Genomic DNA, 25,857 nt, shown 5'->3' on the forward strand with positions numbered 1-25,857 from the left:
CGGGTCAGTTCAGTGATAAACAGGTTGGTCAAGGAAAAACGGTCACGTTAAGCAACAGCATTTCAGGGATAGATGCACAAAACTACAGCATCCAGTTAAATGACACGGCAACGGCCGACATCACGGTGAAAACGATTAGCGGGATGGTGACGGCAGAAAACAAAGTCTACGACGGAAAAACGAATGCCACGGTCAGCGGCAGTTTATTGGATGTGATTGCGGGTGATGACGTACAGCTAAGCAGTACGGGTCAGTTCAGTGATAAACAGGTTGGTCAAGGAAAAACGGTCACGTTAAGCAACAGCATTTCAGGGATAGATGCACAAAACTACAGCATCCAGTTAAATGACACGGCAACGGCCGACATCACGGTGAAAACGATTAGCGGGATGGTGACGGCAGACAACAAAGTCTACGACGGAAAAACGAATGCCACGGTCAGCGGCAGTTTATTGGATGTGATTGCGGGTGATGACGTACAGCTAAGCAGCACAGGTCAGTTTGCTACGAAGGATGTCGGAAGCAATAAAACGGTCACGTTGACGAATCAATTCAGCGGTGCCGACTTGAATAACTACAGCATCCAGCTAAATGACACGGCAACGGCCGACATCACGGTAAAAACGATTAGCGGGACGGTGACGGCAGAAAACAAAGTCTACGACGGAAAAACGAATGCCACGGTCAGCGGCAGCTTATTGGATGTGATTGCGGGTGATGACGTACAGCTAAGCAGCACAGGTCAGTTTGCTACGAAGGATGTCGGAAGCAATAAAACGGTCACGTTGACGAATCAACTCAGCGGTGCCGACTTGAATAACTACAGCATCCAGTTAAATGACACGGCAACGGCCGACATCACGGTAAAAACGATTAGCGGGATGGTGACGGCAGAAAACAAAGTCTATGACGGAAAAACGAATGCCACGGTCAGCGGCAGTTTATTGGATGTGATTGCGGGTGATGACGTACAGCTAAGCAGTACGGGTCAGTTTACTTCTAAGAATGTCGGGGTGGGTAAAAGTGTCAATCTCATCCATACCATTTCGGGTGCAGATGCTGGAAACTATGACATCACTATCAATCGTACAACCCGTGCTAACATCATAGCCAAAGAGATTAGTGTGCAATTACAAGCGCAAGATAAAATATATGATGGCAGTACGTCAGCACTGATTACGGGTAACTTAACCGATATTATTGCAGACGATAATGTCACTTTATCAACACGAGGTATATTTGACGATAGAAACGTTGGCCAAGATAAAACGGTTACGATTACGCGCGCCCGCCTGACTGGCGCAGATGCTACCAATTACAGGCTCGTTAACAACACGACAACTACGGCCAGTATTAGTCCCCTCGAATTGCGTGCGACGATTACTGCCGAAAATAAAATTTATGACGGCACGCAAAGCGTCATCTTAAGCGCGTCCTTAGATGGGGTGTTTAATGGCGATGAAGGACAGCCAGCAGATACTGTTTACTTACTGACACAAGGCGCTTTTGCCGATAAAAATGCGGGACAAAATAAAATAGTCAACGTATCTGGTGTGTTAGCGGGGCAGGATGCACATAATTATATCTTCCGTGTAGACGCCCCGACAACAGCCAATATTACGCCAGCCACCTTAGTGGTTGCCGTCAATAACAGTCAAAAACAACAAGGGCAAGCCAATCCTCGTTTTAGTAGCAGCCTCAATAATTTTGTTGTCACTGATAATCTGACAGGTTTGAGTGGGAATATCATTTTTGCTGCCGATGAAAATACCAATTTGGCCACTCTGATTGCAGACGTGAGTGGTCGTTTGATATTTAGCACCAATGCCAACGCTGACTCTACAGCAGGTGACTATACGGTGAGTCTGTCTGGCTTATCGTCAACTAACTATCAGTTTGCCTATCAAACGGGCATATTGACAGTTATTCCAGTGACAGGAACTGCCGAACAGCCATCGATTGATAGCATTCCATTACGAAATAACATGCCGAATAAACCAGAGCAAACGCATCCTTTAGTGGCTCAAAATACGGATATTCAAGATATGATGCTAAACCCCTTGGGCTTAGTGGTGATAGAGGGCGATGGTATGCAATTACCCAATACGGTGATGTCAGCCAATAACATAGATGATGATGTCAAATAACTACCTAGCGGGTCAGCGCATGTGCGCTACTCGCACCGTTAGCGAACAAAGGATTAACGTGTAATGAAAGTCTTGTCCCCTAAACTTTTGTGGTCGTGCTGTCTGCTGAGTATTTCCCTATCGTCTTTACATGCAGAGCCGATACAACCCGATGCGGGTCAGACCTTGCAAAATCTACAAAATATACCTGTGGTGACGCCTCAAGGAACAACACAATCGCCTGTCTTGATTGATGACAAACTCACGGCTGATAGTACATCGACACGTCATGATGTACGGTTTATGGTCAATAAAATCCATGTCAAAGGCAGTACGGTCTTTAGCGCCCAAACCTTAGAAGCCTTATTAGTGAGTTTACAGGGCAGTGAACAAAGTTTAGCCGAGCTCAATCATGCAGCGAAGTTGATTACTCGTTTTTATCGCCATCGAGGGTATTTGGTCGCACGTGCCTATTTACCCCCCCAAACAATTAAAGACGGTGAACTCACGATTGAAGTATTAGAGGGACGTTTAGGTAAAACAGTCATTAGCAACCACAGTGCTGTCAAAACATCCTTGATTGAAGCCATTTTGCAAGACCATTTACAAGTCGGCGAAGTGATGAATAATGAACGCTTAAATCAAGCCTTATTATTAATTGACGACCTAGCAGGTGTTGCGCAAATACAAGGCGCTTTGCAAGCAGGTGACGCTGTCGGCCTATCTAATTTGTTGGTTACTGTGCCTGCCGACCGACCTTACCGTAGTGCTGTTTTATTAGATAATGCGGGCGACCGTTATACAGGTCAGAATCGATTAGCTCTGTATACCGCCGTTAATAGTCCATTAAAGCGAGGTGATGAATTAAGTTTACAAATGGCCGTCAGTGATGAAGCCTTAGCCTATGCGCGTAGTGAGTGGGACATGCCTATAGGCTCAGCAGGCTTGCGCGCAGGGGCAAATCTGAGTTATAGCCGTTACCGTTTGGGTGATGTATTTGAAAGTTTAGATGCACACGGTACAGCTCAGTCAGTTGGTTTACAAACCAGTTATCCGTTGGTATTGACACTCAATCGTCGTATTACGGCCAATGCAGCTATCGAACAACGTGACTTAAAAGATTACTTAGATGCACTTAAGGTCGAAACAGAAAAAACAGTCCGTCGTCTACAAGTCAGTTTGGTAGCTAATGACATTGGGCAAGGGCGTCAAAGTCAATGGCGCGTAGAGGCTTGGTTAGGCAAGTTAGATATCAAAACACCGTCTGCACTCAGTAAAGACCAAAGCACCGCTCAGACCAATGGCCAATATGCCAAAGTGGTGTTTGCTGCGAATACTGTGCGTAGTCTAGGGGCAGATTGGAGTGTTTATTTGAATGTGATGGCGCAATTAGCGACCAATAATTTAGATTCCTCAGAAAAAATGAATTTAGGTGGTGCAACAACCGTTAGGGCGTATCCAACGGGCGAGCTACTTGCAGATGAAGCAATATTATTAAATGCGGAGTTACGTACGCGTTTATTAGCCAATTTGACGGGATTTATTTTTTATGACTATGCACAAGCCACGCTCAATCATGAAACCTTTAGTCCCGCAGATAACATACGTTCTATTGGCGGTGGTGGAGTGGGTGTCAGTGCCAGTGTGATAGATAACATGGGCTTAAAACTCAGTTTGGCATGGCGCGGCAGTGAGCTACCTCAAGCAGATAAAGACCAACAACCGCGCGTATGGCTAGAGGCCAGTTATCGCTTTTAAGTGTTCTGTATTAGCGAGGGGAGAGTGACTATCAATATCTACAAACTGGCATGATAACTCTCCCACCGTGTCTGATTTAAGGTTGTACAGGCGTCGGATGTGGATTAGCGAACAACATCACGCCGTGAATGCTGTCTGCGCTTTGTTGTACCAAAGGCACGCCTGTGAGTTGGTAACTTAAGGCCACGCCATCAGCATTCGTCCCCATGACAAAACCTTGAGCACTGCCTTGGCAATTGCCGCAAAACGTTTGATTATTATTGACGGTCGTGCCAATAAATAAATCATTAAAACTTAAATTACCCGCATTCAAACTACCATTACCTGACACGTCAACTTGTGCGACCTGATTGTTTTCTTGCACATTTAAGCCAAAACTTAAGCCCGTTGTTTGTCTGCCAAAGTCAATGTCAATCGCGCCATAACTTAGGCTGGCAGTACTGTTGCTACCCGCGTTAGCGATAATAACACTGGGGGTTGTACCGCCCACAAGGTTATAACTGAGTTGTGTCGTCGGAAAGTTAGCGGTGGTAGGGATACCCACTAGATAATGCACACTGTCTGCGTCTAAATTGAGTGTACTATCTTCATAAATCAGTTCCCCCTCTGCCCATTTTCCCCACGATAATTGACGATTGATGTGCGTGATTTCTGTATTATTGGCAGGATTCGTACTGGCGGCTTGATAGAGTTTATTGTCGCTATCAACCCCTTGTTGCCATGCGCCATTGCTGGCAAAGCTGACACTCATTTGTTCTTGTTGTTGACCGCGTGTGGCACTGACAAAAAGTGCTTTATAATCGCCCGTATTGGTATTAGGCAGTAACACATTCTCTGAGCTGGCATTAGTCAGACCACCCGCCAATGCCCCGCCAATTTGTTGACCATTATTGAGATTGATATTGTAAATCACGCCTAAGGCCTTGAGTTGCTCAGCTAAAAACACAGCCAAGGTGACAGGGCAACCACTGCTGATACAGGCTTGTCCTTCGGCGATTAACTCTGTGTTTTCAAGTTGAAAGCCTGTGAGTAAATTACTGCCTTGATTGTTGATGGCAATATTTTGTTGATTGATACGATAGGTGCCTGTTTGTTGCATACGTACCGTCATGTCCACATCGACCAACGCTACCGCAGACAGCGTTAATGCTAAATTAAACTGACTGACTGTGCCTGTGTCGCCTGCTGTACTACGGGCAGGGGTTGCGCCCATCAAACTGTAATTTAGGGTGATGCCTTGACCTTGACTATCCATCCCTAACACAGCACTGGCAGCACGGCCAATGGCATAAGGCTCAAATTCATTATTAGCAAGACTGATCGTATTATCACTCGTATCTAATGTGCCAATACTGGCGGTACCGTTGTGCCATTCACCAATGGATAGGCCACTAAAACTTTGTACATTATTCGTATGTAAACCCCCTAATTGACTGTTACCGCGATTAAATAGGGTATTGATGGTGTTATTACGGGTGACAGTGAGTTGATTCAAGCTACCAAGTTCGCTGCTATTTTGACGCTCAAAAAAACCACCGACATTGGTAATCAGCAGTTTGTTATCTGACTGTAAAAAGCGGCTGGCAAAACTATAATTGGGTTCGGGTGTGCCACTTTGCGGAGCATAAAAAGAATCTGTTAGGATGATGTTGTTGTTGGGAAGAGTTAAAGGGTTAATTTCACCCTCTAATAAGGCTAATGGAATGTGTATTTGACTCGGTGTATCGGTCTCGTTATCGCCCTCTGTGTTTAGCGTGGGACTTTGAGCCAAAGCTGCGGCATTGACGCCTGCTGGGGCAAATTTAGGCGCTTGGCCTGCTTCAACCTGAAAAGTTTGGCCTGCATTGACATTACTAGAACCAAACGGATTGCTCAAATTGACGATGCCTTTATCTACTGTCAACGTCAATAAGCCATTATGGAGCGTGGTTGCGTAACCTGTGCCGCGAATCCCAATGGTGGCCACAGGACTACGCACCGTGTAGTTGGCGCGATTGACTTTGCCAATCGCGCCTGTCACGGTTCTAAAACCACCGCGCAAAAAATTAAACTGTACACGGCCTTGTTCGGGTTTACTTTTATCAAACTGATAATCATCGACCTTAAAGCTGGTATCGGGTTGTAAAGAAACGATACTGCCGTCAGTAAAGCGAATTTGCAAACGGCCATTGCCTGTATCAAGCCGCTCACCACGATACACCAAGTCGCCTTTGTTTAATGTCCGTTCAGAACCGTCCGCTTCAATGGCTTGTACCTTGCCACTGACAAAATTGACACGTCCTGCCATGTCCGCAGCGATGCTATAGCCTGCCGATAAACAAGACACCATGAAGGCTAAAAATTGACGAGGCTGAAAAATTGCAATCATGGTCAGTGCTCCATTTGCTAAGAGACGGGCGGCCACACGAAGGGATTAACGTGGCGTAGGTCTTAAACAATCTATCAAAAATTAAACGGCTAGCTTAAAAGTCAAAACGTATATCAACAGCGACAATATGGCGCTCATAATCGGTCAGAACAATCGTCGACTGATTACGGATAAGACTGTAGTTAGGTTGTACACGCGTCGCTTCGTTGAGTTGCCATGTCATACCGATATTCAGGTTGAGTTCTTGGTCTTCGCGTGTTTGCTGAAATAACGGAAAAACATCCCCAAACTGTCTATCTTCGTAGTTAAGTCCCGCATTGACTTGTAGCTTAGGCGCAATAGTTAACGAACCGCCTGTCCGTATACCCCAAAAGTCATAGCTATAGGCATCAAAACTATCATCATCGGTTTGGTCTTGGCCTACATAGACACCACTATAAAACACGGGCTGATATGCCCTCGCAAACGCTTGGGCATAAGCCACCCCCGTGCTCAGACGCTGGCTGTCACGGGTTGTTACTTCGTAGTTGAGTTGGCTCAGTTGCGTATAAGCCGTGAACTGTGTGCCTTTATTGGGCATGAATTGATATTGGGCTAAGCCACCGATGACGTCTCGATACGTGTCGCCGCCCAACCATGTTTTTTGTAATTGCACTTTGGTTGCCCACTGTTGACGGGGCATTTTTTTCATGAGGCCTAAGTCCAGATTCAGCGTTTGATAGCTGTATTCGCTATGGTCCTGATAGTCATGAAAATGGAGTTCTGTATTGACTTGTGCCAGCCATGTCTTAGCTAGCGGGTGTAGGTAATTGGCTGCGATTTGCCCTTGTAATGCTAAACCATCTTGTTGTTGTGAATTAGGATTGACGTTTAGACTGATGGGCAAGCTAGGTAAGGCAATTTGACGCTGGTCAGTCGCACTGTTGATGTTGCTATCATAAGCTACACCAAATTGGAGATAGGCTTGGCTACGTGCAGTAGGGTCTGGTTTGGCAAGTGCATACAAATCTGCCCCTAAATATTTTTGTATTAACTGTTGAACAGCAGCAGGGGGATTGTAGGCTTGAAGAATATATAACTCTTTACGGCCATTTTCATACTCACGCATGGCAAAGTGTGTACGTGCCATTTGTACACGGCATGGGCCATGATTGGGGTCGGTGGCTAAACACCGTTCAAACGCAAAGGTAGCGAGAGTGGTTTCGTTGAGGTTGAGATACGCCAAACCTAACAAATAATCGTATGCTGGCTCACCTGCACGGTCGTCTTCGACAGGCGCAAGTAGCGCAAGTGCTTCCTTAAATTGTTGTTGCTGTAAATGGTTCTCTGCTTGCGTTAACAAGGAGTCTGCATAAACGGGTAAGGCAGATAATAAACCGAGCAAAGCAACAGCAAGAATTGGGCGCATAAGGTCGTTCCCTGATTTAGCTAAACAATACGTGATTAATCATAGCATCTTCCATTGTAATACGCCTGCATAAAACGATAGTCAACTTCCAGAGGACGCGGATTATTTCTCTGTTGCATAGGGTGTATTCTTTTGTCTACAGGTCGCTGGTCAAAAGTGGGAATTTGCTAACTCACACCGTCTATCACACCATCATGGCGTAAAACTTGCTTGGTTTTAGTCTAAGGTCTGTTGAGTGGTGAGTCTGTGCCTGTTTATGGTTTGGTGATTCATCCTTATTCTTGTCGTCAATCAGCAACTTAGATGCTGTAAGGTTTACTCCGCTTCACCGCTAAATCCTGACAGTACTGCCTCATACACTTAGGACGATTGATGGGGTAAATAACCGCTATTACTTAAAGGTTGGACGATTATGGAGCATACATCCTCGTTAACAACTCGACTGACAACGCAACACAGCGTTGAACTTGTCCCTGCGTTAGCTATGGCAATGACACAAGCACATTTAGTCGATGCGGTAGAGCAAGCTGCCGCCTTTGGTCGTTGGTGGTTTGATATTGACAGTCAGCAATTAGTCTTATCGCGTGGGGCAGCCTTATTATTAGATGTGCATACAGGCTTGCACGATATGGCGACAGGTTTTATGCAGGTCTTGGCCGAAGATAGCCCGATGTTAGAAGCGGCATTAAACAATCAAAGTCAGCAACTGATTGAATGTGAGTTTCGTATTATTAACGAACTCGACGGGTTACGCTGGTTACGTTTGGTGCCCTTACCACAGATGTTAAGTCAACCTACAGTCAAAGCGGGGGTATTAGTCGATATTACCGCCGCTAAACATGCCGAAATGCGCGAGCGCTTTAGTTTGGCTTCTACTCAGTTGCTAGTAGGGGCAAACTCTTTGGGTAAAGCGATTATTAAAGTCATTCAATTAGTGTGTGAGAACTTAGGTTGGGAGTGGGGGGCGTATTGGGCCGTAGAACAAGAAACAATGGGTGCGCACAAATTAGCGTGTAAATACTATTGGCATGACCCTGAATATCCGATGAGTGCTTTTACCCAAGAAAGTACCACCATACGTATGGGGGCAGGAGAGGGCTTAGTCGGGGGAGTGTGGCACACCGCACAAGCGAGCTGGGTTGAAGATATTCCACACGACCGTCATTTTTTACGTAGAAAAGGGGCAATGTTGTGTGGCCTGCAATCAGGTTATGCCTTTCCTGTATCGTATATGACAGCCGATGGTCGTCGCCATAGTCCCGGTGTGATGGAGTTTTTTAGTAAATTATCACGGCAAAAAGAAGCACAATTACCTGCCTTATCGTCTGCCATTGGCACCTTAGTGGCGCAAACTGTGCAACGTATGGAGCAACAGGAAAGCATTCGCCAATTGGCACAAATTGACGATTTGACAGGTTTATCCAATCGTAATCATTTTAATAATTTACTCGATGCGGCTTGCCTTAACGCCACCTCATCTGCCATCTCTTTTGCGGTGTTGTTTATAGATTTAGACCGATTCAAACCCATTAACGACGCCTTTGGTCATGATGCAGGCAATGTGGTGTTACGGGAGTTTGCCCATCGTTTACAAGCCATTGCCGTTGATGGAGGGGCTGTTGGACGTTTAGGCGGCGATGAATTTGCCTTATTAACCAAACCTGCAATGACACAGGTACAACTCAAAGCCCTAGCCGAGCGCGTATTGCTGGCGGCACGCACCCCCTTTTTTTGGGGGGAGCAAGAATTGACGGTATCGGCGAGTGTCGGGATTGCTTTATTTCCCGATAATGGTTGGACGGGTGCAGAGTTAGTACGTAATGCCGACATCGCCATGTATCGCAGTAAACAGCAAGGACGCAACGCCATTAGTTTTATTTCTGAGCAAACCAGTGCCGACCTTGCACAAGAGCAATCTAGCCTTGTTCAGCAATTAACGATGGAAGCCGAGCTACATCATGCCTTAATCAATCATGATTTCTTTTTAGAATATCAACCCCTTTATGATTTTTCGCGGGGTGGCCAAAAAATGATTGCCATTGAAGCCTTAATTCGCTGGCGACGTAAAAATGGCGATTTAGTCCCGCCTGATGTCTTTATTCCTATTGCCGAACAAAGTCGCCTAATTGTCCAAATAGGACGTTGGGTATTAGGCCAAGCCTGCCGTGACCTAGCCAAACTACAGCAAGCAGGCTGGGGCGACTTGCAAATGCATATCAACATGGCAGCACCTGAGTTTATTAACGCCAAATTACCCACCGAATTATTGGGTTTAATGGAGGCCTACAATTTATCGCCTAAGTTTTTATGTTTAGAAATGACCGAAGGCATGGTCATGAAACAACCCGACAAACTGATTCCTGTGATGAGCTCCTTACGGCAGTTGGGCTTCAAGATTAGTTTGGATGATTTTGGCATGGGGCATTCCTCCTTATCTAGACTCAAAAAGCTGCCGATTTCTTACCTAAAAATAGACCGTTCCTTTATTTATGGGCTGCCACAAGATAAAGGCGATAAGGCGATTGTGCGTACCATTTTAGATTTAGGTCGGCACATGAATGTGTCAGTGATTGCTGAAGGCGTAGAAAACGATGCCCAATTTGCCTTTTTGCGTCAATTTGGTTGTAGTTTGATTCAGGGCTTTGTCTTGAGTCGCCCTAAGTCACTTGCCGAACTCATGGCAATGTCCTTAGACCGACGTTATCAGTCTAAAGTGGTGTTGGGTTAGTGTATTCGCAAAGAGCCTGAGCGATGAAGTCGATTAAATGACATGGATTGACACTCACTTGCGTTATTAGCAACATAGGGAGATGAATAACGCAGTGCTGACACAAATGATGAAAAAACGATTAACGCTCTTGGTTTGTCTGCTCTTGGCCAGTGGTTCGACAGTGCTTTACGCAGAAGATACCGTCCCTAAATCGTCACTCTCGATTAATACCCAAGACCTTGCTACTTATTTGCTAGGGACTTGGGCACCTGCCGAAAATACGGACACATACTCCTTAACGACGTTTAATAGCGATGGGACATGGTATGGGGGCTATTATCCTGACGCGAGTTTGTCTGCTGAGCCGACCGTGCGTTTTGCAGGGACGTATGCCATTGACCAAGACGTGATTACCGAAACTGCAACCCACATAGAACCCAATTTATTGCATCTGACCTTGCCTTATTCGGGTAAGTTTAAGATGACAGACATTAGCCCTGATGAGCATACCAGTGTGGATTTGACGACGGGTCAGCGTTTGCGTTTTAAGCGGGTGAAATAACCGAACGAGACGATATCCTATGTGACGTTTAACGTAACATAAGCAAGTGTAGCCCGTATGGAGCATCGCGAAATACGGGATTAAATGACGCCAAAACAATGGCTTATCTTTTAACGCTACCGTAACCCCTACGCTTGCTAAGATGGATGATAACATTAATAGATTAAATCAGTTCTATGAAAAAAATATGACCGTTTTGAATCCAAAATCAAATGTCATTGAGGGTATTGAGCAAATTAAAGAACATGTGCAAAAGTCTGATTTTGTGCCTGTTGACTTTAGAATATTAAATTCTAAAAATCAGCAGATATTTATGAATTTTGTTAAGACCTTGCCAAAATCAGCACAGGAAAAATTCATTATTATGAGGTAAAAAATATGGGAATTACTGTCTTTGTGGGCATTGCTACCGATGTTAAAACACAAAATATTCAATCGCTTTTTATTACGTTAGGTGGGACAGACTCTGCTTTACTTGAGGTTTTGATTGATAATGCACTAGGTCATAAATTTTCTGATATTCTCGATAAAATTAGAGAATTCGATGTTTTAGCTCAATTACATTTTAGTGAGTTAAGTTCTGAGGAATTTAAGGATGCTATTCTCGCTATTCGTGCTTATTTAGGAGAAATAAATCTTTCTTCTGATTGGCAGCGGGATGCTAAAGAACTGTGGCTGTCTAAATTTGAGCCTCTTATTACTCAAGATGATCGATATGCTATGGCGTGTTAAATATCTTCAAAAACAACTCCCTATTTCCTTAACACTGCCGTAATCCCGTGTTACGTTGCACTTCACACGGGCTACTCGCTGATTTTTTAGGCTTAGAGTGCCGTAGCCCGTAATGGAGCATCGCGAAATACGGGATTAAATGCCGCCAAAACAATGGTTTATCTTTTAACACTGTCGTAATCCCGTGTTCCGTTTCACTTCACACGGGCTACCAAAATGTGATTTTTACAACTTATTACTCACCCCAATCACCTAGGGTTTTTACATTTTCACTGCCCCAATTTTCGGCCAACCGTCCTTCTTTTACGGCACGATGAAATGACGAAAACGGCCAATCTTTTACCTGCGTAACTAAACCATGTTTCACGGGATTAAAATGCACATAATCCACACAACGCTGTAAATCTTCTTCATTTTTAATGGTATGCTCCCAAAATCGCCGTTGCCATATCTCATATTCACCGCGTGTGTTTGGGTGTAATGCTAATTTTTTGGCTAATCGCTGACTAAATAACGACTTTATTAACCGTACTCTGTGGCTAAAATTCCCCTCGTTGGTTGGCAACTGCATCACAATATGCAAATGTTCGGGCAATACACAAATGGCAATCAGGTCAAAAGGCGAACGCTGACGGGCTGTTTGAATGGCATTTCTTAATTCATTAATATAACGGCATAACCAATCGGACTGCCTATTTTTTAAGGTGATAGTTAAAAACACGGTACTGCCTAAAATATATTCGCGCCGATAATTGACCATGATATTATTCCCTTTTGTGGATAACTCCCACTTTTGCCAATTAAAGACGAGATGGTACAAGATATTAGAAATTATTCAGCTTGGATAAATCAATTAAATACTAAAAGAACTGAATTTCAACAGACAATTAACTATAGATAACATCATAACTTATGCAAAGTACGACATCATAAAAGAAGACTTTTCCAAATCGTAGCCAACTTATTAGAAAGTTAGCCAATAACTCCCTCAATCCTCCTCAAAGCCTCCGCCAACTGCACTCTAGGCAAGGCAAAATTTAACCGCATAAAACCACTACCAATCTCACCAAAGGTGTCACCTGCATTGAGTGCGACTTTGGCTTGATGGGTAAATAATTGCCGTAACTGCTGATTATTTAAGCCTAATTGTTGACAATTGAGCCATAATAAATATGTGCCTTGTGGTGAAATTGCGCTTAAACGTGGGCAATGTTGTGCTATAAAATCTAGGGCAAAATCACGATTGGCTTGCAAATAGCCTAATACGGCATTAAGCCAATCAGCCCCATGTGCATAAGCTGCCTCAAAAGCAACAATACTAAAAGGGTTAGAATTGCCTAAATGTAAACCGTGTAACACCTGATTGATAGCGTGTTGGCTTGGTGCATGGCTCACCACCAAACTAGACAACATTAAACCTGCAATATTAAAACTTTTACTGGGTGCAATCGCGGTAACAAGCACATCATCTTTATGCGCTAAAGTCGCTAAGGGAATATGTTGATGCGGTTGATAGACTAAATCGGCATGAATTTCGTCACTTAAAATAATCAGTTGATAACGGCGTGTTATGCTTAACAGTTGCTCCAACTCGGCTTTTGTCCATACTCGCCCCACAGGGTTGTGAGGCGAGCAAAAAATTAACATTTTTGCGCCTTGCTTAGCACAATATTCTAAATGCTCAAAATCTATAACATAATCATTATCTTGATAACGTAAAGGATTGAGCAAGAGTTGCCGTTGGCACGTGGTGACGCTCGAAAAAAACGGGGGATAAACAGGTGGTTGAATAATAATTTTATCGCCAATTTGTGTCAGTGCTTGAATGACCGCATGAATCGCCGTCACCACACCATTGGTCATCATGATTTGTTGGCGGTTAATCTGCCAGCCATGACGTTGACTAAACCAGTTAATCAACGCCTGATACATCGTTTCGGGATAAAAGGTATAACCAAAAATCGGATATTGGCTGCGCTGTTGAATCGCTTGGCTAATCGCAGGTGCAACGGCAAAATCCATATCTGCCACCCACAACGGCAACACATCGTCTGTGCCAAAAAATTGGCGATTGGCATTGTGCTTAATGCTATTTTGCTGATGGTGATTTAAGATGTGGTCAAAATTATAACTCATTGAATACGTTCCCAAAAACTCACTTCCGACATACTATGTTGAAATTTACGTTTGGTTTCTCTAATCACAAACGGCACAGCTTGCGGTTCGCTCATTAATCTAAAGTGTTTGCTAAGTATCGCGCTTAAACCATCAAAGGTGCTAAAACTTTCGCCATCTTTTTTGAAGCCGCCTAGCCAGTTGGCGCGTGGTGTATGTTCTTCTAACCATGTATAAGGCGAGGCTATCATTAATACACCACCCATATTTAAGCGTTGATGAATCGTGCTTAAAAATTTGGCGGGGTCATATAAACGGTCAATTAAATTGGCGGCAAAAATGAGGTCATAGTCGGTAAATTGGGCTTTGAGATTACAGGCATCACCTTGATAAAAACTGACTTTATGGCGCACTTGATGCAAGTCTACATCGCGTAATTGGCGTTCTTTATAGCTAACCAATTCGCCTTCTTCACATATCGCATAACGTAAAACCCCGTGTTCGGCCAATTGTACGCCTTGTTGAATAAAACGTGCCGAAAAATCAATGCCAGTGACTTGCTGAAAATGTTTGGCTAATTCAAAACTGGCACGACCAGAGGCGCAACCTAAATCAAGGGCATGGTGAGCAGGGCGATTGCCCATTTGTGCAATGGCCAGTTGGGCAAGGCTTTGGCTAAAGTTGGCAACACCAAAATAGCTATCACCATAATGAAATTCGGCATATTCGGACATTAATTTGTCGGTTTCATAACGCGAGCTGATAGTTAATGGTTGATGGTCAGCCACAATGTATCTAAAGCCTGCATGTTGAAAAAAATGACGGCGGAAGGCATAACGTGAGCTGTGATGGCTTTCGTTGCCACAAGAAATCCATGAACCACCTTTGATTAGGTTATGACGGTCGTCAAAGGTGGGGGTGGTAAAGTCGTCATAAATCGGATGTACATCAAAACCTGTAAACGGATAAGTCGGTGTTTCTGTCCATTGCCACACATTACCCACCACATCAAACAATTCGCCATGCTGAAACTGCGTGACAGGACAAGCCGACGCTGCATAATCTAAATGTAAATTTGCTTCACAGCGTTGAGAGGCAGAAGGATGGTCAAGTTGAGCATATTGGTACAGGCGTTGCCATTCGTCTTCACTGGGTAAACGGATGTTTTGTTGCTGTTGTTGGCTTAACCACTGACAAAAGGCTTTGGCCTCATGATAATTCACTTCGACAGGCCAATCCCAAGGCATGGGGACTTCTTCGGTCATTAAGCGTAATTGCCAATCGTGACCTTGTTTGCGCCAAAAAGTCGGATATTGCGCTTGGGCAAACTCACGCCATGCCCAACCTTCTTCGCTCCAATAAGCCGCTTGTTGATAACCATTATCGGCAACAAAGGCTAAAAATTCCTGATTACTGACTAAATAACGACTGGCTTGAAAGCTAGCGACATCGGCATGATGTTGGCCATATTCATTATCCCAACCATAATAGGCATCGTCTTTTTGTTTGCCCAACGTGACTTGGCCTGCTGGAATGGTGACTAACTCATTGTTGGGTGCTTGGCCAGTTTGGTGGTGTGCTGTCCATGCAGGGTGTGGTTTAACATAAGCCAGTTGATGTTGGCGAATTAATACCGAGGAGGTTTCGAGATGAATACGTTCGTGTTCTATCCCCATGACAATTGCCCACCACGGGTTTTGCCAGTTAATGGGTAAGGTGAGTGGCGCTTCTTGAATCAGGTGACTGACGAGGTTGCGTATTTTTTGACGATAGGCTTTAACCTCACTCACGCTTGGCCAGTCATAATGGGCATCGTTAAGGTCGTCCCAGCTCATTTCATCCACACCGACGGCAAACATCGACTCAAAACGTGGGTTAATGCGTTGGTCAATTAAATGCACTAATAACAGTTTGTTGACAAAAAAAGTCGCGGTGTGGCCTAAATAAAAAATTAAGGGATGACGTAGGCTAATCGGTTTTTTGTAGTAGGCTTCTTCGTTGGCCAAGCACTCAAACAGTGATTCATAACGGTTAAACGTGTCTAAGAAGTAGTGCAAAATTTCTTGGCGTGTGGCTTCAATATCGTGACCTGTTAATAACGGTGTGCGTGAGAATAAAATGCTGTTATCCATGAAGTGTTGCTCTTTTTTGTGCTGAGGGGCTATTGATAATGTGCGCATCAGCGACAAGCACATGAACACATCAACAGTTTGTCTATAACATAGCGTGTTTTATACATTGGACAAACTAACACAAGACTAGGACAAAAACGCGGTTTGTAGATTATGAGACCATTATACGGCTTTTCACCAATTGCGAGTGCCCATAGTCACGTGTTGATTTTGGGCAGTATGCCCAGTGTCGCTTCCTTACAAGCACAACAGTATTATGCCCATCCACGTAATGCCTTTTGGCCAATTCAGCAAGCGTTATGGGGTATAGCCGATCAAGCGTCTTATGCGGAACGTGTGCAAATTTTGCAAGCAAAAGGCGTGGCGGTGTGGGATGTGCTGGCCTCTTGTAAACGTGAAGGCAGTTTGGATAGTGCAATTGAAGGTGATTCGGTAGTAGTTAATAATTTTGAAAGCTTTTTTGCTGAATATCAGCAGATAAAAGCGATATTTTTTAATGGCGCAACCGCCGAAAATTATTTTAAAAAATATGTGTTGCTTAAGCCGTCCTTTGTTTTTTATCGTTTGCCATCAACCAGTCCTGCGCATGCGAGTTTGTCGTTTGAGCAAAAACTGGCTAAATGGCAACAGATTAAGCATTATGTTTAGGCAAACCCAAAGAAAGCAACGCAGCAAAAGCAATAAATAGCGTGGAAATCCATAAACAAGCCGCTAAACCATACTGTTGATAGAGCCAACCTGATAATAATGTGCCTAATAATCTGCCCATTGCATTAGACATATAATAAAAACCAACATCTAACGATACGCCATCAGCTTGTGCATAAGAAACAATTAAATAGCTATGTAAGGAGGAGTTAACGGCAAACAACACACCAAAAGCCAATAAACCCCAAACGACCACAGCTAATGCTGGCAATTGCCAGTTTAATGCTAAGGCAATCGCGGCTGGCAACAAACATAAAGCACTCGCCCACAAGCAAGCGACTTTGCCATCAGGTACACGCCCTTGTTTTTTGCCTGTGAGATGTGGGGCAAAGGATTGCACACCTCCATACATAATTGTCCATAATGCTAAAAAGCCGCCCACCCACCAAAAGTCCCAATTAAATTGATGGCTTAAATAAACGGGCAGGGCAATGACAAACCAAACGTCACGCGCGGCAAATAAAAATAAACGTGCAGCCGATAAAAAGTTAATGGCTCTACTTTTTGATAATAATTCTCGAAATTTCGGCTTGGCTTTCTTTTTGCCTAAGTCCTCTTTGAGTAACACTAAACTGGCAAGCCAAATCAGGGCTAAAAGACAAGCTAACATCAATAATGAGCCACTAAAGCCAAACACGGATAATAAGACACCCCCTAAAAAGAAGCCCAAGCCTTTTAGGGCATTTTTTGAGCCTGTTAACACAGCAACCCATTGATAAAGTTTGCTTTGTTGGTTGTCAGGCACTAACAGTTTAATAGAGCTTTTGGCACTCATTTTGTTGAGGTCTTTGGCGATACCAGATAAGGCTTGTGCGCTCATTACCCACAACATTGTTAGCCATTCGGCTGGCACAGTCAGCATTAACAAGGCAAAGACTTGCATGCCTAAGCCAATATTCATGGTACGGTTTAGTCCCCAACGTGCGCCTAAATATCCGCCAATTAAATTGGTGACTACACCAAAAAACTCATAAAACAAAAACAAACTGGCAATGGCAAACGGTGAAAACCCTAATCCATAAAAGTGCAAAACGACTAACATGCGTAATGCACCATCGGTAAGGGTAAACGCCCAATAATTGCCTGTGACAATCAGGTATTGTTTGAGCTGTGGGGTGAGGACGATTGGAGTCATGGCTACTTAGCCAAACCCACCAAACGCGCCAATTCTACCGTGCGATTGGCATAGCCCCATTCATTATCATACCAAGCATACAATTTGACTTGTGTGCCATTGATAACCATGGTCGATAAGGCATCGATAATCGAAGAGCGCGGGTCGGTGCGATAATCAATGGATACCAAAGGACGGCTTTCGTAACCTAAAATACCTTTTAAGTCATTTTCTGAGGCATCTTTTAACAGTTGGTTAACTTCGTCAATGGTGGTGGCGCGTTCAACTTCAAACACACAATCGGTTAATGAGGCATTGGCTAAGGGCACACGTACTGCATGACCATTTAATTTACCACGTAGCTCAGGAAAAATTTCGGCAATGGCGGTGGCTGAACCTGTGGTTGTTGGAATTAGGCTCATGCCACAAGCCCGAGCACGGCGCAGGTCTTTATGGGCTTGGTCTAAAATGCTTTGGGTGTTGGTTAGGTCGTGGATGGTGGTGATTGAACCATGACGAATGCCTAAATGTTGATGAATCACTTTAATCACAGGTGCAATACAGTTGGTGGTACATGAAGCCGCAGTCACAATACGGTGTTGTGCAGGATCGTATAAATGCTGATTAACGCCCATGACCACATTTAATGCCCCTTGCTCTTTGACGGGTGCACTAACGACGACGCGTTTTACGCCTTGAGCGATATAGGCTTGCAACACAGCAACGGTTTTATTTTTGCCACTCGCTTCGATGACAAGATCACAGCCAGACCAATCGGTATCGCTAATGGTTTTGTGTTGGGTGACTTTTATTTTTTTAGCACCAATGAGGATATGTTGCTCATCGCTCTCGGCTTGATGCTGCCAACGGCCATGTACCGAATCAAAATTGAGTAAATGTGCATGGGTGGCGGCATCACCCGCAGGGTCGTTAATTTGTACAAAGTCAAATTCTGGCCAGTCCCATGCCGCACGTAATGCTAAACGGCCAATACGTCCAAAACCATTAATACCTATTTTAATAGACATGATTTATCTCCTCATTAGCAACAATTTGGTGGCGGTGTTAATGCACAAGGCTGACCTTGGCAGCAGTTATCGGTTAAAAAATCCATTAAGTTTTTCATTTGCGATAGATTGGCTTTATAAAAAATAAAGCGGCCTTGTTGTTGTGCTTCGATAAGACCTGCATGACTGAGTTCTTTAAGATGAAAGGATAAGGTCGCGCCAGCCATACCGCCTAAAGCCTCGCTGATTTTACTGACAGGCAAACCTGTTGCGCCTTGCTGTACTAATAAGCGAAAGATTGTTAATCGAGAGTCTTGAGCGAGTGCCGCAAGCAACTGAACGGCTGATTTGTTTTCCATGGAGTTTGCCAATGCCAAAATCTTGGCAAATATTATCATATTTCTAGAAATATGGAAATGTTGATGGCAGATATGGCAAAAAGATCATTAAGCGATGTGGATTAAGATGAAAACACACTCAAAAAAGGATGAGCCTTTACGACTCATCCTTTTAGTTGGTTAAGCGACCTTTTTCACTTTAAAGAAAATGGCATACATTGCGGGTAAACTGAGCAAGGTTAATGCCGTTGCTACAATCAACCCGCCCATAATTGCTACAGCCATTGGCCCCCAGAAGGTGCTGTGCATTAACGGAATCATCGCTAATACCGCAGCAGCAGCCGTTAAAATAATGGGTCTAAAACGACGTACCGCCGCTTCAACCACGGCTTGCCATCTATCGACACCATTGGCAATATCTTGCTCAATTTGGTCAATCAAAATCACCGAGTTACGAATAATCATACCGTTAAGAGCAATAATTCCTAAAGTCGCGACAAAACCCATGGGACGGTTGAGTGCTAACATCATTAATGCCGCACCAATTACCCCTAAAGGTCCAGTTAAAAACACTAATAATGCGCGTGGAAAACTGCGTAATTGCAACATCAATAAGGTAAAGATAATAAATAACATCAACGGCACATTGGCTTGAATGGACGATGTACCTTTTTGTGATTCAGCGACTGTGCCTGCAATTTCAATTTGATAACCAACATCTAACTTGCTGCGTAAGCCTTCCAGTTTGTCATTGATGCGTAAGGCAACGGTGGCAGGTTGAATGCCATCAGCCACATCTCCTTGTACGGTAATCGAAAATTGACGATTTTGCCGCCATACTACGCCATATTCCCACTGCAAATTAGGACGCGCAATTTGTGCTAAAGGAATAGACTGGCCGCTACCTGTGGGCAAATAAGTACCTGTTAAGGCCGTCATGCTGTCACGTTCTTCTTTAGGTTGACGCAAAATAATCGGGATTTGGTCGTTTTCTTCACGATAAATACCAATGCTTTGTCCGGATAAAATGGTTTCGCTAGCGGTGGCAATATCAGAACTGGTCACAGCCAAGGCACGCGCCCGTTGTTGGTCAATATCTAAGTGTAAAGATTTGACTTCTTCCGACCAGTTATCGTTAACACCACGCATCGCAGAGTCTGCACGGACAATGGTTTTAACTTCATCGGCAATAGCACGTAACTTATCAGGATTATCACCAATCACTCTAAACATCACAGGATAGGGCACAGGTGGGCCATTGGGTAATAAGCGCGCACGGCCACGAATCTCTGGAAATTCCTCTTGTAAGATGACAGGTAATTGATGACGAATTTTTTCCCGCGCTGCTAAAGAGGGCGGCATAATCACCAATTGGGCGACGTTATTTTGTGGAAAGATTTGGTCTAAGGATAAGTAAAAACGAGGTGCGCCTTGACCAACAAACGACGTCACCGAACCCGCTTCGGGAATGGCTAATAAACGCTGTTCAACTCGTTTGACGATACTTTCGGTATTGGTTAACGAAGAACCTTCGGGCAACCATAAATCAATCACCATTTCGGGGCGGTTGGAGTCGGGGAAAAACTGCTTTTCAACCAATTTCATGCCCATAATGCCTGCACCCAATGCCGCAAGTGTCGCAATCAAAGTAATCCAACGGTGATTGACACACCATGCCACGGTATTACGTACCGCATTATAAAAAGGCGAGTCAAAGACTTCGTGATGTTCGGCTGAACCTGCATGATGGGTTTTTAATAAACGATAGCCCAAAAACGGCACAAAATACACCGACACAAACCACGAGACAATTAAGGCTGTCGTCGTTACCGCAAAAATGGCAAAGGTGTATTCACCTACCGCAGAATTGGCTAAACCAATCGGTAAAAAGCCTGCGGCAGTAATTAATGTACCTGTTAACATGGGCATGGCGGTGGTTTGATAGGCATAAATACTCGCGCTTAAACGGTCATAACCTTCTTCGAGTTTACGCACCATCATCTCGACAATAATAATCGCATCATCAACCAACAAGCCAAGGGCAATAATCAGCGAGCCGAGCGAGATTTTGTGTAAATCAATGCCCCATCTGTCCATGATTAAAAAGGTAATCGCTAATACCAAAGGAATCGATAAACCGACCACTAAACCCGGCCGCATATCGACTCTTAACGGTTTGGTGTGTAAGCCTAATGCCAAAAAGCTAACTACTAAAACAATAATTAAGGCTTCGGCTAAGGTTTTAACAAATTCTTGCACCGAACGATTAACGGAGCTAGGTTGGTCTTGTACTTGTTGTAGCTCGATGCCTGCGGGTAAGGATTCGCGTAGCTTTTGACTGGCATGTTGTAAGTCTTTACCCAAGGTGATGATGTCCCCGCCTTTGGTCATGGAAATGCCTAAACCAATGACTTCATGGCCATTTAAACGCATTTTGGGGGCAGCAGGGTCTTGATAACCACGTTGAATGGTGGCGATGTCACCTAATAAAAAACTGCGATTATTAAAGCGTAAAGGGAGTTTTTTTAGGTCATCAACGGCGGTAAATTGGCCAGTTAAACGGATTTGAATATCGTCTAAAGGTGTGCGTAAGGTGCCTGCATATTCTACCGCATTTTGTTGGTTAAGGGCGTTGATAACTTGGTGCATATCAATACCCATTCTTGCGAGTTTCTTTTGCGAGACTTCAACAAAGACACGTTCTTCTTGCACGCCATATTGCTCAACTTTGGCAACATTCGGCACTCTTAATAATTCATTACGCACTTGGTCGGCGTATTTTTTTAGTTCGGCATACGAAAAACCATCCGCAGACAGCGCGTAAATCACGCCATACACATCACCAAATTCATCATTAAAGAAGGGGCCTTGTACGCCTTGGGGTAAGGTGTGGCGTTTGTCGTTGATTTTTTTACGAATGGTGTACCAAATATGTTGAATTTCTTTGGCAGTAACGGACTCCTTGACTTCAATAAAAATCGTGGTTTCGCCTGCTTTGGAGTAACTACGAATTTTATCGACATGAGGGGCTTCTTGGAGAATTTCTTCCAATTTATCGGTGAGTTGTTCAGACACTTGCAGTGCGGTTGCACCTGGCCAAAAAGCACGCACCACCATCGCTCTAAAGGTAAACGGTGGGTCTTCGTCTTGACCTAATTGAAAAAACGAGGCAATCCCCGCCAACATCAAAACAATGAGCAAATAAGTGGTAATGGCAGGATTTTGAATGGCAATCCGCGATAGATTAAAACGTTCGGCTGATGAATTACTCATGGTTTACCCCCCTTATTGTTTAGCCAATAAGGGACGTACAACTTGTCCTTCATGAACCACATGCACGCCAGCCACGACCACCTGTTGACCTTGTTGTAGACCAGCCACAATCACTTCATTACCATCCACTCCTGCCACTTGTACCGCTTGGCTTTGCAGTTTTTGGCTTTGTGGATTAAACACAAATACCGTCGTTTGTTGACCTTTGCCGACTAAAGCACTGGTGGGCAATTTAATCAGACCACGTTGACCTTGTAAGTTAAGGTGTAAGGTTGCCGATTGGCCTAAAGCCAAGGCATTGCTAGGTGCTTGAATGCTATAGCGTGCGCGGAAAGTACGAGTCACAGGGTCGGCTACCGCTGATAACTCGCGTAATTGGGCAGGATACTTGGCTTGTGGTTGCGCCCATAACGACACTTGCGCTTGGGGATATTGTGCAGCAATGGTACGGCGGTCTTCGGGAAACTCGACCACAATTTCGCGTGCACCTTGTTGGGCAACGGTGACAATCGGCTGACCTGCACTGACCACCATGCCCACATCGGCTTGTACTTGGCTGACCACACCCTCACTGTCAGCACGTAAAATGGTATCAGCAATGCGGTTATTATCTAAAGACACATTACTTTCTAAACTTTTTAAGCGTGCGGCGGCAGCAGACACCGCCACCCGTTTGCGGTCTAAATCTAACTCCGAGACAAACTGTTTGGTTTGTAACTCTTGAAAACGTTTGTATTCGGCTTCAGCTAAAGCTAAATCCGATTTAGCCGCCGTTAATTGTGAAGTACTCGCGGTTTTGGCGAGTTCGTAATCACGCGGGTCAAGTTCGGCTAAGGCTTGGCCTTTTTTCACGGTTTGGCCTGTTTCTACCAAACGGCGGACAATTTTGCCACTGACTCTAAAGCCTAAAGGCGATTCAACCCGTGCTTTAATTTCGCCTGCTAAATCAAGGCTTTGTTGGCTGTCGCTGGTTTGTACGCTCATCAATTTGACTAAACGAGGCTTGTCGGCAGCCACAGGTGGTTTTTCACATGCGCTAAGCAGTAGGCTACTGGTAATGACTAAAGACAATAGATAGAGATTTTTATTGAACATGAGTGGTCGCTCCTAAAAGCGGTGGCGAGGATTGGCTAAAACCATGTAATAACAACAGGGCAATATGGTCTATCAAAGCATGGGTTTGCTCTGGACTGCTTAAATGCGGGGCAAGTTCGTCTTGTAAATGGGCAGGAATGACCATTGAGCGCAAAAAGCCCATAATCAACACATGACGAGCGGCAGGAGGAATTGGGCGAAAATCGCCATCTAACACCGCTTGATTAAATAAGGCATCTAAACGATTAAGATAGGGACGCATATAACGTTGGCGTAAATAGTCAGAACGCTCATTGTTTTGGTCGCCTTCTCGAAAAATAAAGGCTAAGGCGGCCGTGTTGCTGACCATATTTTTTAAGGATTGCGGTAAGTTTTGCCGCAAGGCTTGTGCAGGACGGTCGTTAGCGGCTAAGGTTTCTAAGTTAGTCGTTAAGGTAGCCATTAACGGGGCAATATAGTTGTCTGCCGCTTCTTGCCACAGTTGCTGTTTAGAACCAAAGTGATGATGTAACAAGCTATCGCTAATACCACACTCTTTGGCGAGGGCGCGTAAAGACACCTGTTCGTAAGTTTGTTCGGCAAAGGCAACAAAGGCACGTTCAATAATTTGTTCGCGTGATAAAGCCGCTTGTTGACAGCGTGGTCTTCCACGGCTACGAGGACAAAAGTTCATAGTAAACTATTTAATTGGTCGATTGACCAATTAAATAGCACAAGTTTTGGGCTTTGTCAGCTTTACAGCGTCAAGATTAACAAATTTTTTTACAAAATACACTGTGGTTGGCAAAAAATATCGCTACAGTTAAGGCTTAGTCTCTTTTTCCTTGATTTTTTGTGATAGGAAAAGTGCCGTATGTTAAAAAACGCACTATTTTTCTGATTGATGACATAAGGATAATCATATGGCCGTTGGAAAACGTTTAAATAGTTTAGATTGGTCGTTTTTGGCAGGTGAAACCCGTGAATCAATGATGCATGTCGGTGGCCTAATGACCTTTAGTCCCCCTGCGGATGAGCAGCCCGATTTTTTAAGAAGGCTCATGGACGAAGTACGTAATCAAACTAAAGTCTATAGCCCGTGGAATCTTAAATTACGCCATCCTGAGTTTTTGGCACATCCTCTACAAGCATGGGTTGAAGATAAACAATTTGATGTCGAATATCATATTCGCCGTTCGGCGTTGCCCTCACCCGGTGATGAGCGCGAATTAGGCATTTTAGTTTCACGGTTACATAGTCATAATATTGATTTTCATCGTCCACCGTGGGAGGTGCATTTTATTGAGGGTTTAGAAGATGGGCGTTTTGCCATTTATTTTAAGGTACATCATGCCTTAATTGATGGTTATACAGGCATCAAGATTTTATCACGCAGTTTTTCTACCAATCCTGATGAGCGAGATACGCCGTTATTTTTTGTCTTACCACCCATCCCACGAGCGCCTAAACAACATGACGAGCAAGCCCCGACCCTCGAACATTTGTGGCAAGGTGTGCAATCACAATTAGATGCGACACGTGGCGCAGGCCGTGCATTAGCGGAAGTGATTAAAGCCGCGCGCCAAGATAAACGCGAACTGGTTGTGCCCATGCAAGCACCCAAATCGCCGTTAAACCAAAAAATTAGTCGCAATCGTCGTTTTGCTACCCAACAATTTGCCACCGAGCGCTTAAAGGCGGTTGCCAAAGCAGCACATGGTACACTTAATGATGTGGTGTTAGCCATTTGTGCAGGTGCGTTACGTCGCTTTTTGCAGGAACAAGCCAATTTACCCCAAGAGCCATTAACCGTCATGTTGCCTGTCAACATTCGACCTAAAGATGACCCTGGTGGCGGTAATGCAGTTGGGGCAATTTTGGCCTCGTTGGCAACCGATATTGCCGACCCGTTAACACGTATACAAATGATTATCCATTCAACGACGAAAGCCAAGGAACAACTGCAAGGCATGTCTAAATCAGCGATTATGCAGTTTAGTAGTATGTTAATGGCACCCATGTTGTTGTCACAAATTCCCGGTGCGGCAGGGCGCGTGCGTCCAGCTTTTAATTTAGCGATATCTAATGTACCCGGCCCTGATAAAGCCTTGTATTTTAGAGGTTATCGTTTGGATTCTTATTATCCTGTCTCGATTCCATTTTTGGGTTATGGCCTCAATATTACCGTTGTGACTTATGTGGATACGCTAAATTTTGGTTTTATTGGTTGTCGAGATACTGTGCCGCATCTTCAGCGTTTAGCTGTCTATAGTCGTGATGCATTGGAGGAGTTGGAGCGGGTCTGTGCTATCACAGCGTAGCATGTGATTACAAACGGAGTGATGCCTACGGCCTCACTCTGTCAATGTTGCGTAGCTCAGTCGGTAAATCGTCGGCAAAAGATCTATTTTCTGCGCGAGACGCATAAATTT

Annotated in this window: 18 protein-coding genes and 1 pseudogene; 8 read left to right on the forward strand and 11 right to left on the reverse strand. The window is 44.3% G+C overall.

Going from position 1 to position 25,857, the window contains the following annotated elements; translation table 11 throughout:
• Together C8N29_RS16780 and C8N29_RS14150 are read left to right on the forward strand one after the other, a co-directional pair.
• Nucleotides 1-2,147: YDG domain-containing protein (locus tag C8N29_RS16780; RefSeq protein ID WP_239987176.1), on the forward strand; the 2,147-nt coding region annotated here is incomplete at its 5' end.
• Between the two features lie 63 nt (nucleotides 2,148-2,210).
• Nucleotides 2,211-3,884, forward strand: a complete 1,674-nt coding sequence (locus tag C8N29_RS14150) for a ShlB/FhaC/HecB family hemolysin secretion/activation protein (RefSeq protein ID WP_107866725.1) — start codon at nucleotides 2,211-2,213, stop codon at nucleotides 3,882-3,884.
• 76 nt (nucleotides 3,885-3,960) lie between these two features.
• On the opposite strand, the gene C8N29_RS14155 is transcribed toward C8N29_RS14150, so the two are convergent.
• Together C8N29_RS14155 and C8N29_RS14160 are read right to left on the reverse strand one after the other, a co-directional pair.
• Nucleotides 3,961-6,252 (reverse strand): FecR family protein, encoded by a 2,292-nt coding sequence (locus C8N29_RS14155; RefSeq protein WP_107866726.1) that lies wholly within the window; start codon nucleotides 6,250-6,252, stop codon nucleotides 3,961-3,963.
• A gap of 94 nt (nucleotides 6,253-6,346) precedes the next feature.
• Entirely contained in the window at nucleotides 6,347-7,660 is a 1,314-nt protein-coding gene (locus C8N29_RS14160) for a surface lipoprotein assembly modifier (protein ID WP_107866727.1), read from the reverse strand.
• A 412-nt stretch (nucleotides 7,661-8,072) separates the two neighbouring features.
• On the opposite strand from C8N29_RS14160, the gene C8N29_RS14165 reads away from it, so the two are divergent.
• The 4 genes and pseudogenes from C8N29_RS14165 to C8N29_RS14180 all read left to right on the forward strand — a co-directional run bounded on the left by C8N29_RS14165 (nucleotide 8,073) and on the right by C8N29_RS14180 (nucleotide 11,664).
• Entirely contained in the window at nucleotides 8,073-10,388 is a 2,316-nt protein-coding gene (locus tag C8N29_RS14165; RefSeq protein WP_107866728.1) for a putative bifunctional diguanylate cyclase/phosphodiesterase, read from the forward strand.
• 82 nt (nucleotides 10,389-10,470) lie between these two features.
• On the forward strand, nucleotides 10,471-10,932 hold the full coding sequence (locus tag C8N29_RS14170) for a hypothetical protein (protein WP_107866729.1): 462 nt from the start codon (nucleotides 10,471-10,473) through the stop codon (nucleotides 10,930-10,932).
• A 109-nt stretch (nucleotides 10,933-11,041) separates the two neighbouring features.
• Nucleotides 11,042-11,305 (forward strand): annotated as a pseudogene (locus tag C8N29_RS14175) (hypothetical protein); the annotation flags it as partial.
• A gap of 5 nt (nucleotides 11,306-11,310) precedes the next feature.
• A complete protein-coding gene (locus C8N29_RS14180) occupies nucleotides 11,311-11,664 on the forward strand; it encodes a hypothetical protein (protein WP_107866731.1) in 354 nt (117 codons plus the stop codon).
• A gap of 235 nt (nucleotides 11,665-11,899) precedes the next feature.
• On the opposite strand, the gene C8N29_RS14185 is transcribed toward C8N29_RS14180, so the two are convergent.
• The 3 genes from C8N29_RS14185 to ovoA all read right to left on the reverse strand — a co-directional run bounded on the left by C8N29_RS14185 (nucleotide 11,900) and on the right by ovoA (nucleotide 15,911).
• The gene (locus C8N29_RS14185; protein WP_107866732.1) at nucleotides 11,900-12,424 is read right to left on the reverse strand and encodes an REP-associated tyrosine transposase; all 525 of its coding nucleotides are present in this window, start codon (nucleotides 12,422-12,424) and stop codon (nucleotides 11,900-11,902) included.
• Between the two features lie 212 nt (nucleotides 12,425-12,636).
• Nucleotides 12,637-13,800, reverse strand: a complete 1,164-nt coding sequence (locus C8N29_RS14190) for a MalY/PatB family protein (protein ID WP_107866733.1) — start codon at nucleotides 13,798-13,800, stop codon at nucleotides 12,637-12,639.
• Nucleotides 13,797-15,911, reverse strand: a complete 2,115-nt coding sequence (gene ovoA / locus C8N29_RS14195) for a 5-histidylcysteine sulfoxide synthase (protein ID WP_239987177.1) — start codon at nucleotides 15,909-15,911, stop codon at nucleotides 13,797-13,799. The genes C8N29_RS14190 and ovoA overlap by 4 nt, the downstream gene beginning before the upstream one ends.
• 153 nt (nucleotides 15,912-16,064) lie before the next feature.
• On the opposite strand from ovoA, the gene C8N29_RS14200 reads away from it, so the two are divergent.
• A complete protein-coding gene (locus tag C8N29_RS14200; protein ID WP_107866735.1) occupies nucleotides 16,065-16,559 on the forward strand; it encodes a DNA-deoxyinosine glycosylase in 495 nt (164 codons plus the stop codon).
• On the opposite strand, the gene arsJ is transcribed toward C8N29_RS14200, so the two are convergent.
• From arsJ to C8N29_RS14230, 6 genes are all read right to left on the reverse strand, one after another.
• Nucleotides 16,543-17,754: an organoarsenical effux MFS transporter ArsJ gene (gene arsJ / locus C8N29_RS14205; RefSeq protein ID WP_107866736.1), complete on the reverse strand. Its 1,212-nt coding sequence runs from the start codon at nucleotides 17,752-17,754 to the stop codon at nucleotides 16,543-16,545. The genes C8N29_RS14200 and arsJ overlap by 17 nt on opposite strands.
• Nucleotides 17,755-17,756: 2 nt before the next feature.
• Complete coding sequence (locus C8N29_RS14210; protein WP_107866737.1) at nucleotides 17,757-18,761, reverse strand: ArsJ-associated glyceraldehyde-3-phosphate dehydrogenase; 1,005 nt, start codon at nucleotides 18,759-18,761, stop codon at nucleotides 17,757-17,759.
• A gap of 14 nt (nucleotides 18,762-18,775) precedes the next feature.
• On the reverse strand, nucleotides 18,776-19,099 hold the full coding sequence (locus C8N29_RS14215) for an ArsR/SmtB family transcription factor (RefSeq protein WP_107866738.1): 324 nt from the start codon (nucleotides 19,097-19,099) through the stop codon (nucleotides 18,776-18,778).
• Nucleotides 19,100-19,258: 159 nt separating this feature from the next.
• Nucleotides 19,259-22,351 (reverse strand): efflux RND transporter permease subunit, encoded by a 3,093-nt coding sequence (locus C8N29_RS14220; RefSeq protein WP_107866739.1) that lies wholly within the window; start codon nucleotides 22,349-22,351, stop codon nucleotides 19,259-19,261.
• A gap of 12 nt (nucleotides 22,352-22,363) precedes the next feature.
• Nucleotides 22,364-23,446, reverse strand: coding sequence for an efflux RND transporter periplasmic adaptor subunit (locus tag C8N29_RS14225; RefSeq protein WP_107866740.1), 1,083 nt, complete (start codon nucleotides 23,444-23,446; stop codon nucleotides 22,364-22,366).
• Nucleotides 23,436-24,119 (reverse strand): TetR/AcrR family transcriptional regulator, encoded by a 684-nt coding sequence (locus tag C8N29_RS14230; RefSeq protein WP_107866741.1) that lies wholly within the window; start codon nucleotides 24,117-24,119, stop codon nucleotides 23,436-23,438. The genes C8N29_RS14225 and C8N29_RS14230 overlap by 11 nt, the downstream gene beginning before the upstream one ends.
• Nucleotides 24,120-24,348: 229 nt before the next feature.
• Here C8N29_RS14230 and C8N29_RS14235 point away from each other — a divergent pair, with 229 nt between their 5' ends.
• Nucleotides 24,349-25,746, forward strand: coding sequence for a WS/DGAT/MGAT family O-acyltransferase (locus C8N29_RS14235; RefSeq protein WP_107866742.1), 1,398 nt, complete (start codon nucleotides 24,349-24,351; stop codon nucleotides 25,744-25,746).
• Nucleotides 25,747-25,857 lie beyond the last annotated feature (111 nt).

It is taken from the genome of Agitococcus lubricus, assembly GCF_003051055.1.
Classification (GTDB): Bacteria; Pseudomonadota; Gammaproteobacteria; order Pseudomonadales; family Moraxellaceae; genus Agitococcus; species Agitococcus lubricus.

Bases quoted from the DNA above. Each gene is read 5' to 3' on its own strand.
- C8N29_RS14150 (WP_107866725.1), top strand. From the start codon at position 2,211: ATGAAAGTCTTGTCCCCTAAACTTTTGTGGTCGTGCTGTCTGCTGAGT.
- C8N29_RS14155 (WP_107866726.1), bottom strand. From the start codon at position 6,252: ATGATTGCAATTTTTCAGCCTCGTCAATTTTTAGCCTTCATGGTGTCT.
- C8N29_RS14160 (WP_107866727.1), bottom strand. From the start codon at position 7,660: ATGCGCCCAATTCTTGCTGTTGCTTTGCTCGGTTTATTATCTGCCTTA.
- C8N29_RS14165 (WP_107866728.1), top strand. From the start codon at position 8,073: ATGGAGCATACATCCTCGTTAACAACTCGACTGACAACGCAACACAGC.
- C8N29_RS14170 (WP_107866729.1), top strand. From the start codon at position 10,471: ATGAATAACGCAGTGCTGACACAAATGATGAAAAAACGATTAACGCTC.
- C8N29_RS14180 (WP_107866731.1), top strand. From the start codon at position 11,311: ATGGGAATTACTGTCTTTGTGGGCATTGCTACCGATGTTAAAACACAA.
- C8N29_RS14185 (WP_107866732.1), bottom strand. From the start codon at position 12,424: ATGGTCAATTATCGGCGCGAATATATTTTAGGCAGTACCGTGTTTTTA.
- C8N29_RS14190 (WP_107866733.1), bottom strand. From the start codon at position 13,800: ATGAGTTATAATTTTGACCACATCTTAAATCACCATCAGCAAAATAGC.
- ovoA (WP_239987177.1), bottom strand. From the start codon at position 15,911: ATGGATAACAGCATTTTATTCTCACGCACACCGTTATTAACAGGTCAC.
- C8N29_RS14200 (WP_107866735.1), top strand. From the start codon at position 16,065: ATGAGACCATTATACGGCTTTTCACCAATTGCGAGTGCCCATAGTCAC.
- arsJ (WP_107866736.1), bottom strand. From the start codon at position 17,754: ATGACTCCAATCGTCCTCACCCCACAGCTCAAACAATACCTGATTGTC.
- C8N29_RS14210 (WP_107866737.1), bottom strand. From the start codon at position 18,761: ATGTCTATTAAAATAGGTATTAATGGTTTTGGACGTATTGGCCGTTTA.
- C8N29_RS14215 (WP_107866738.1), bottom strand. From the start codon at position 19,099: ATGGAAAACAAATCAGCCGTTCAGTTGCTTGCGGCACTCGCTCAAGAC.
- C8N29_RS14220 (WP_107866739.1), bottom strand. From the start codon at position 22,351: ATGAGTAATTCATCAGCCGAACGTTTTAATCTATCGCGGATTGCCATT.
- C8N29_RS14225 (WP_107866740.1), bottom strand. From the start codon at position 23,446: ATGTTCAATAAAAATCTCTATCTATTGTCTTTAGTCATTACCAGTAGC.
- C8N29_RS14230 (WP_107866741.1), bottom strand. From the start codon at position 24,119: ATGAACTTTTGTCCTCGTAGCCGTGGAAGACCACGCTGTCAACAAGCG.
- C8N29_RS14235 (WP_107866742.1), top strand. From the start codon at position 24,349: ATGGCCGTTGGAAAACGTTTAAATAGTTTAGATTGGTCGTTTTTGGCA.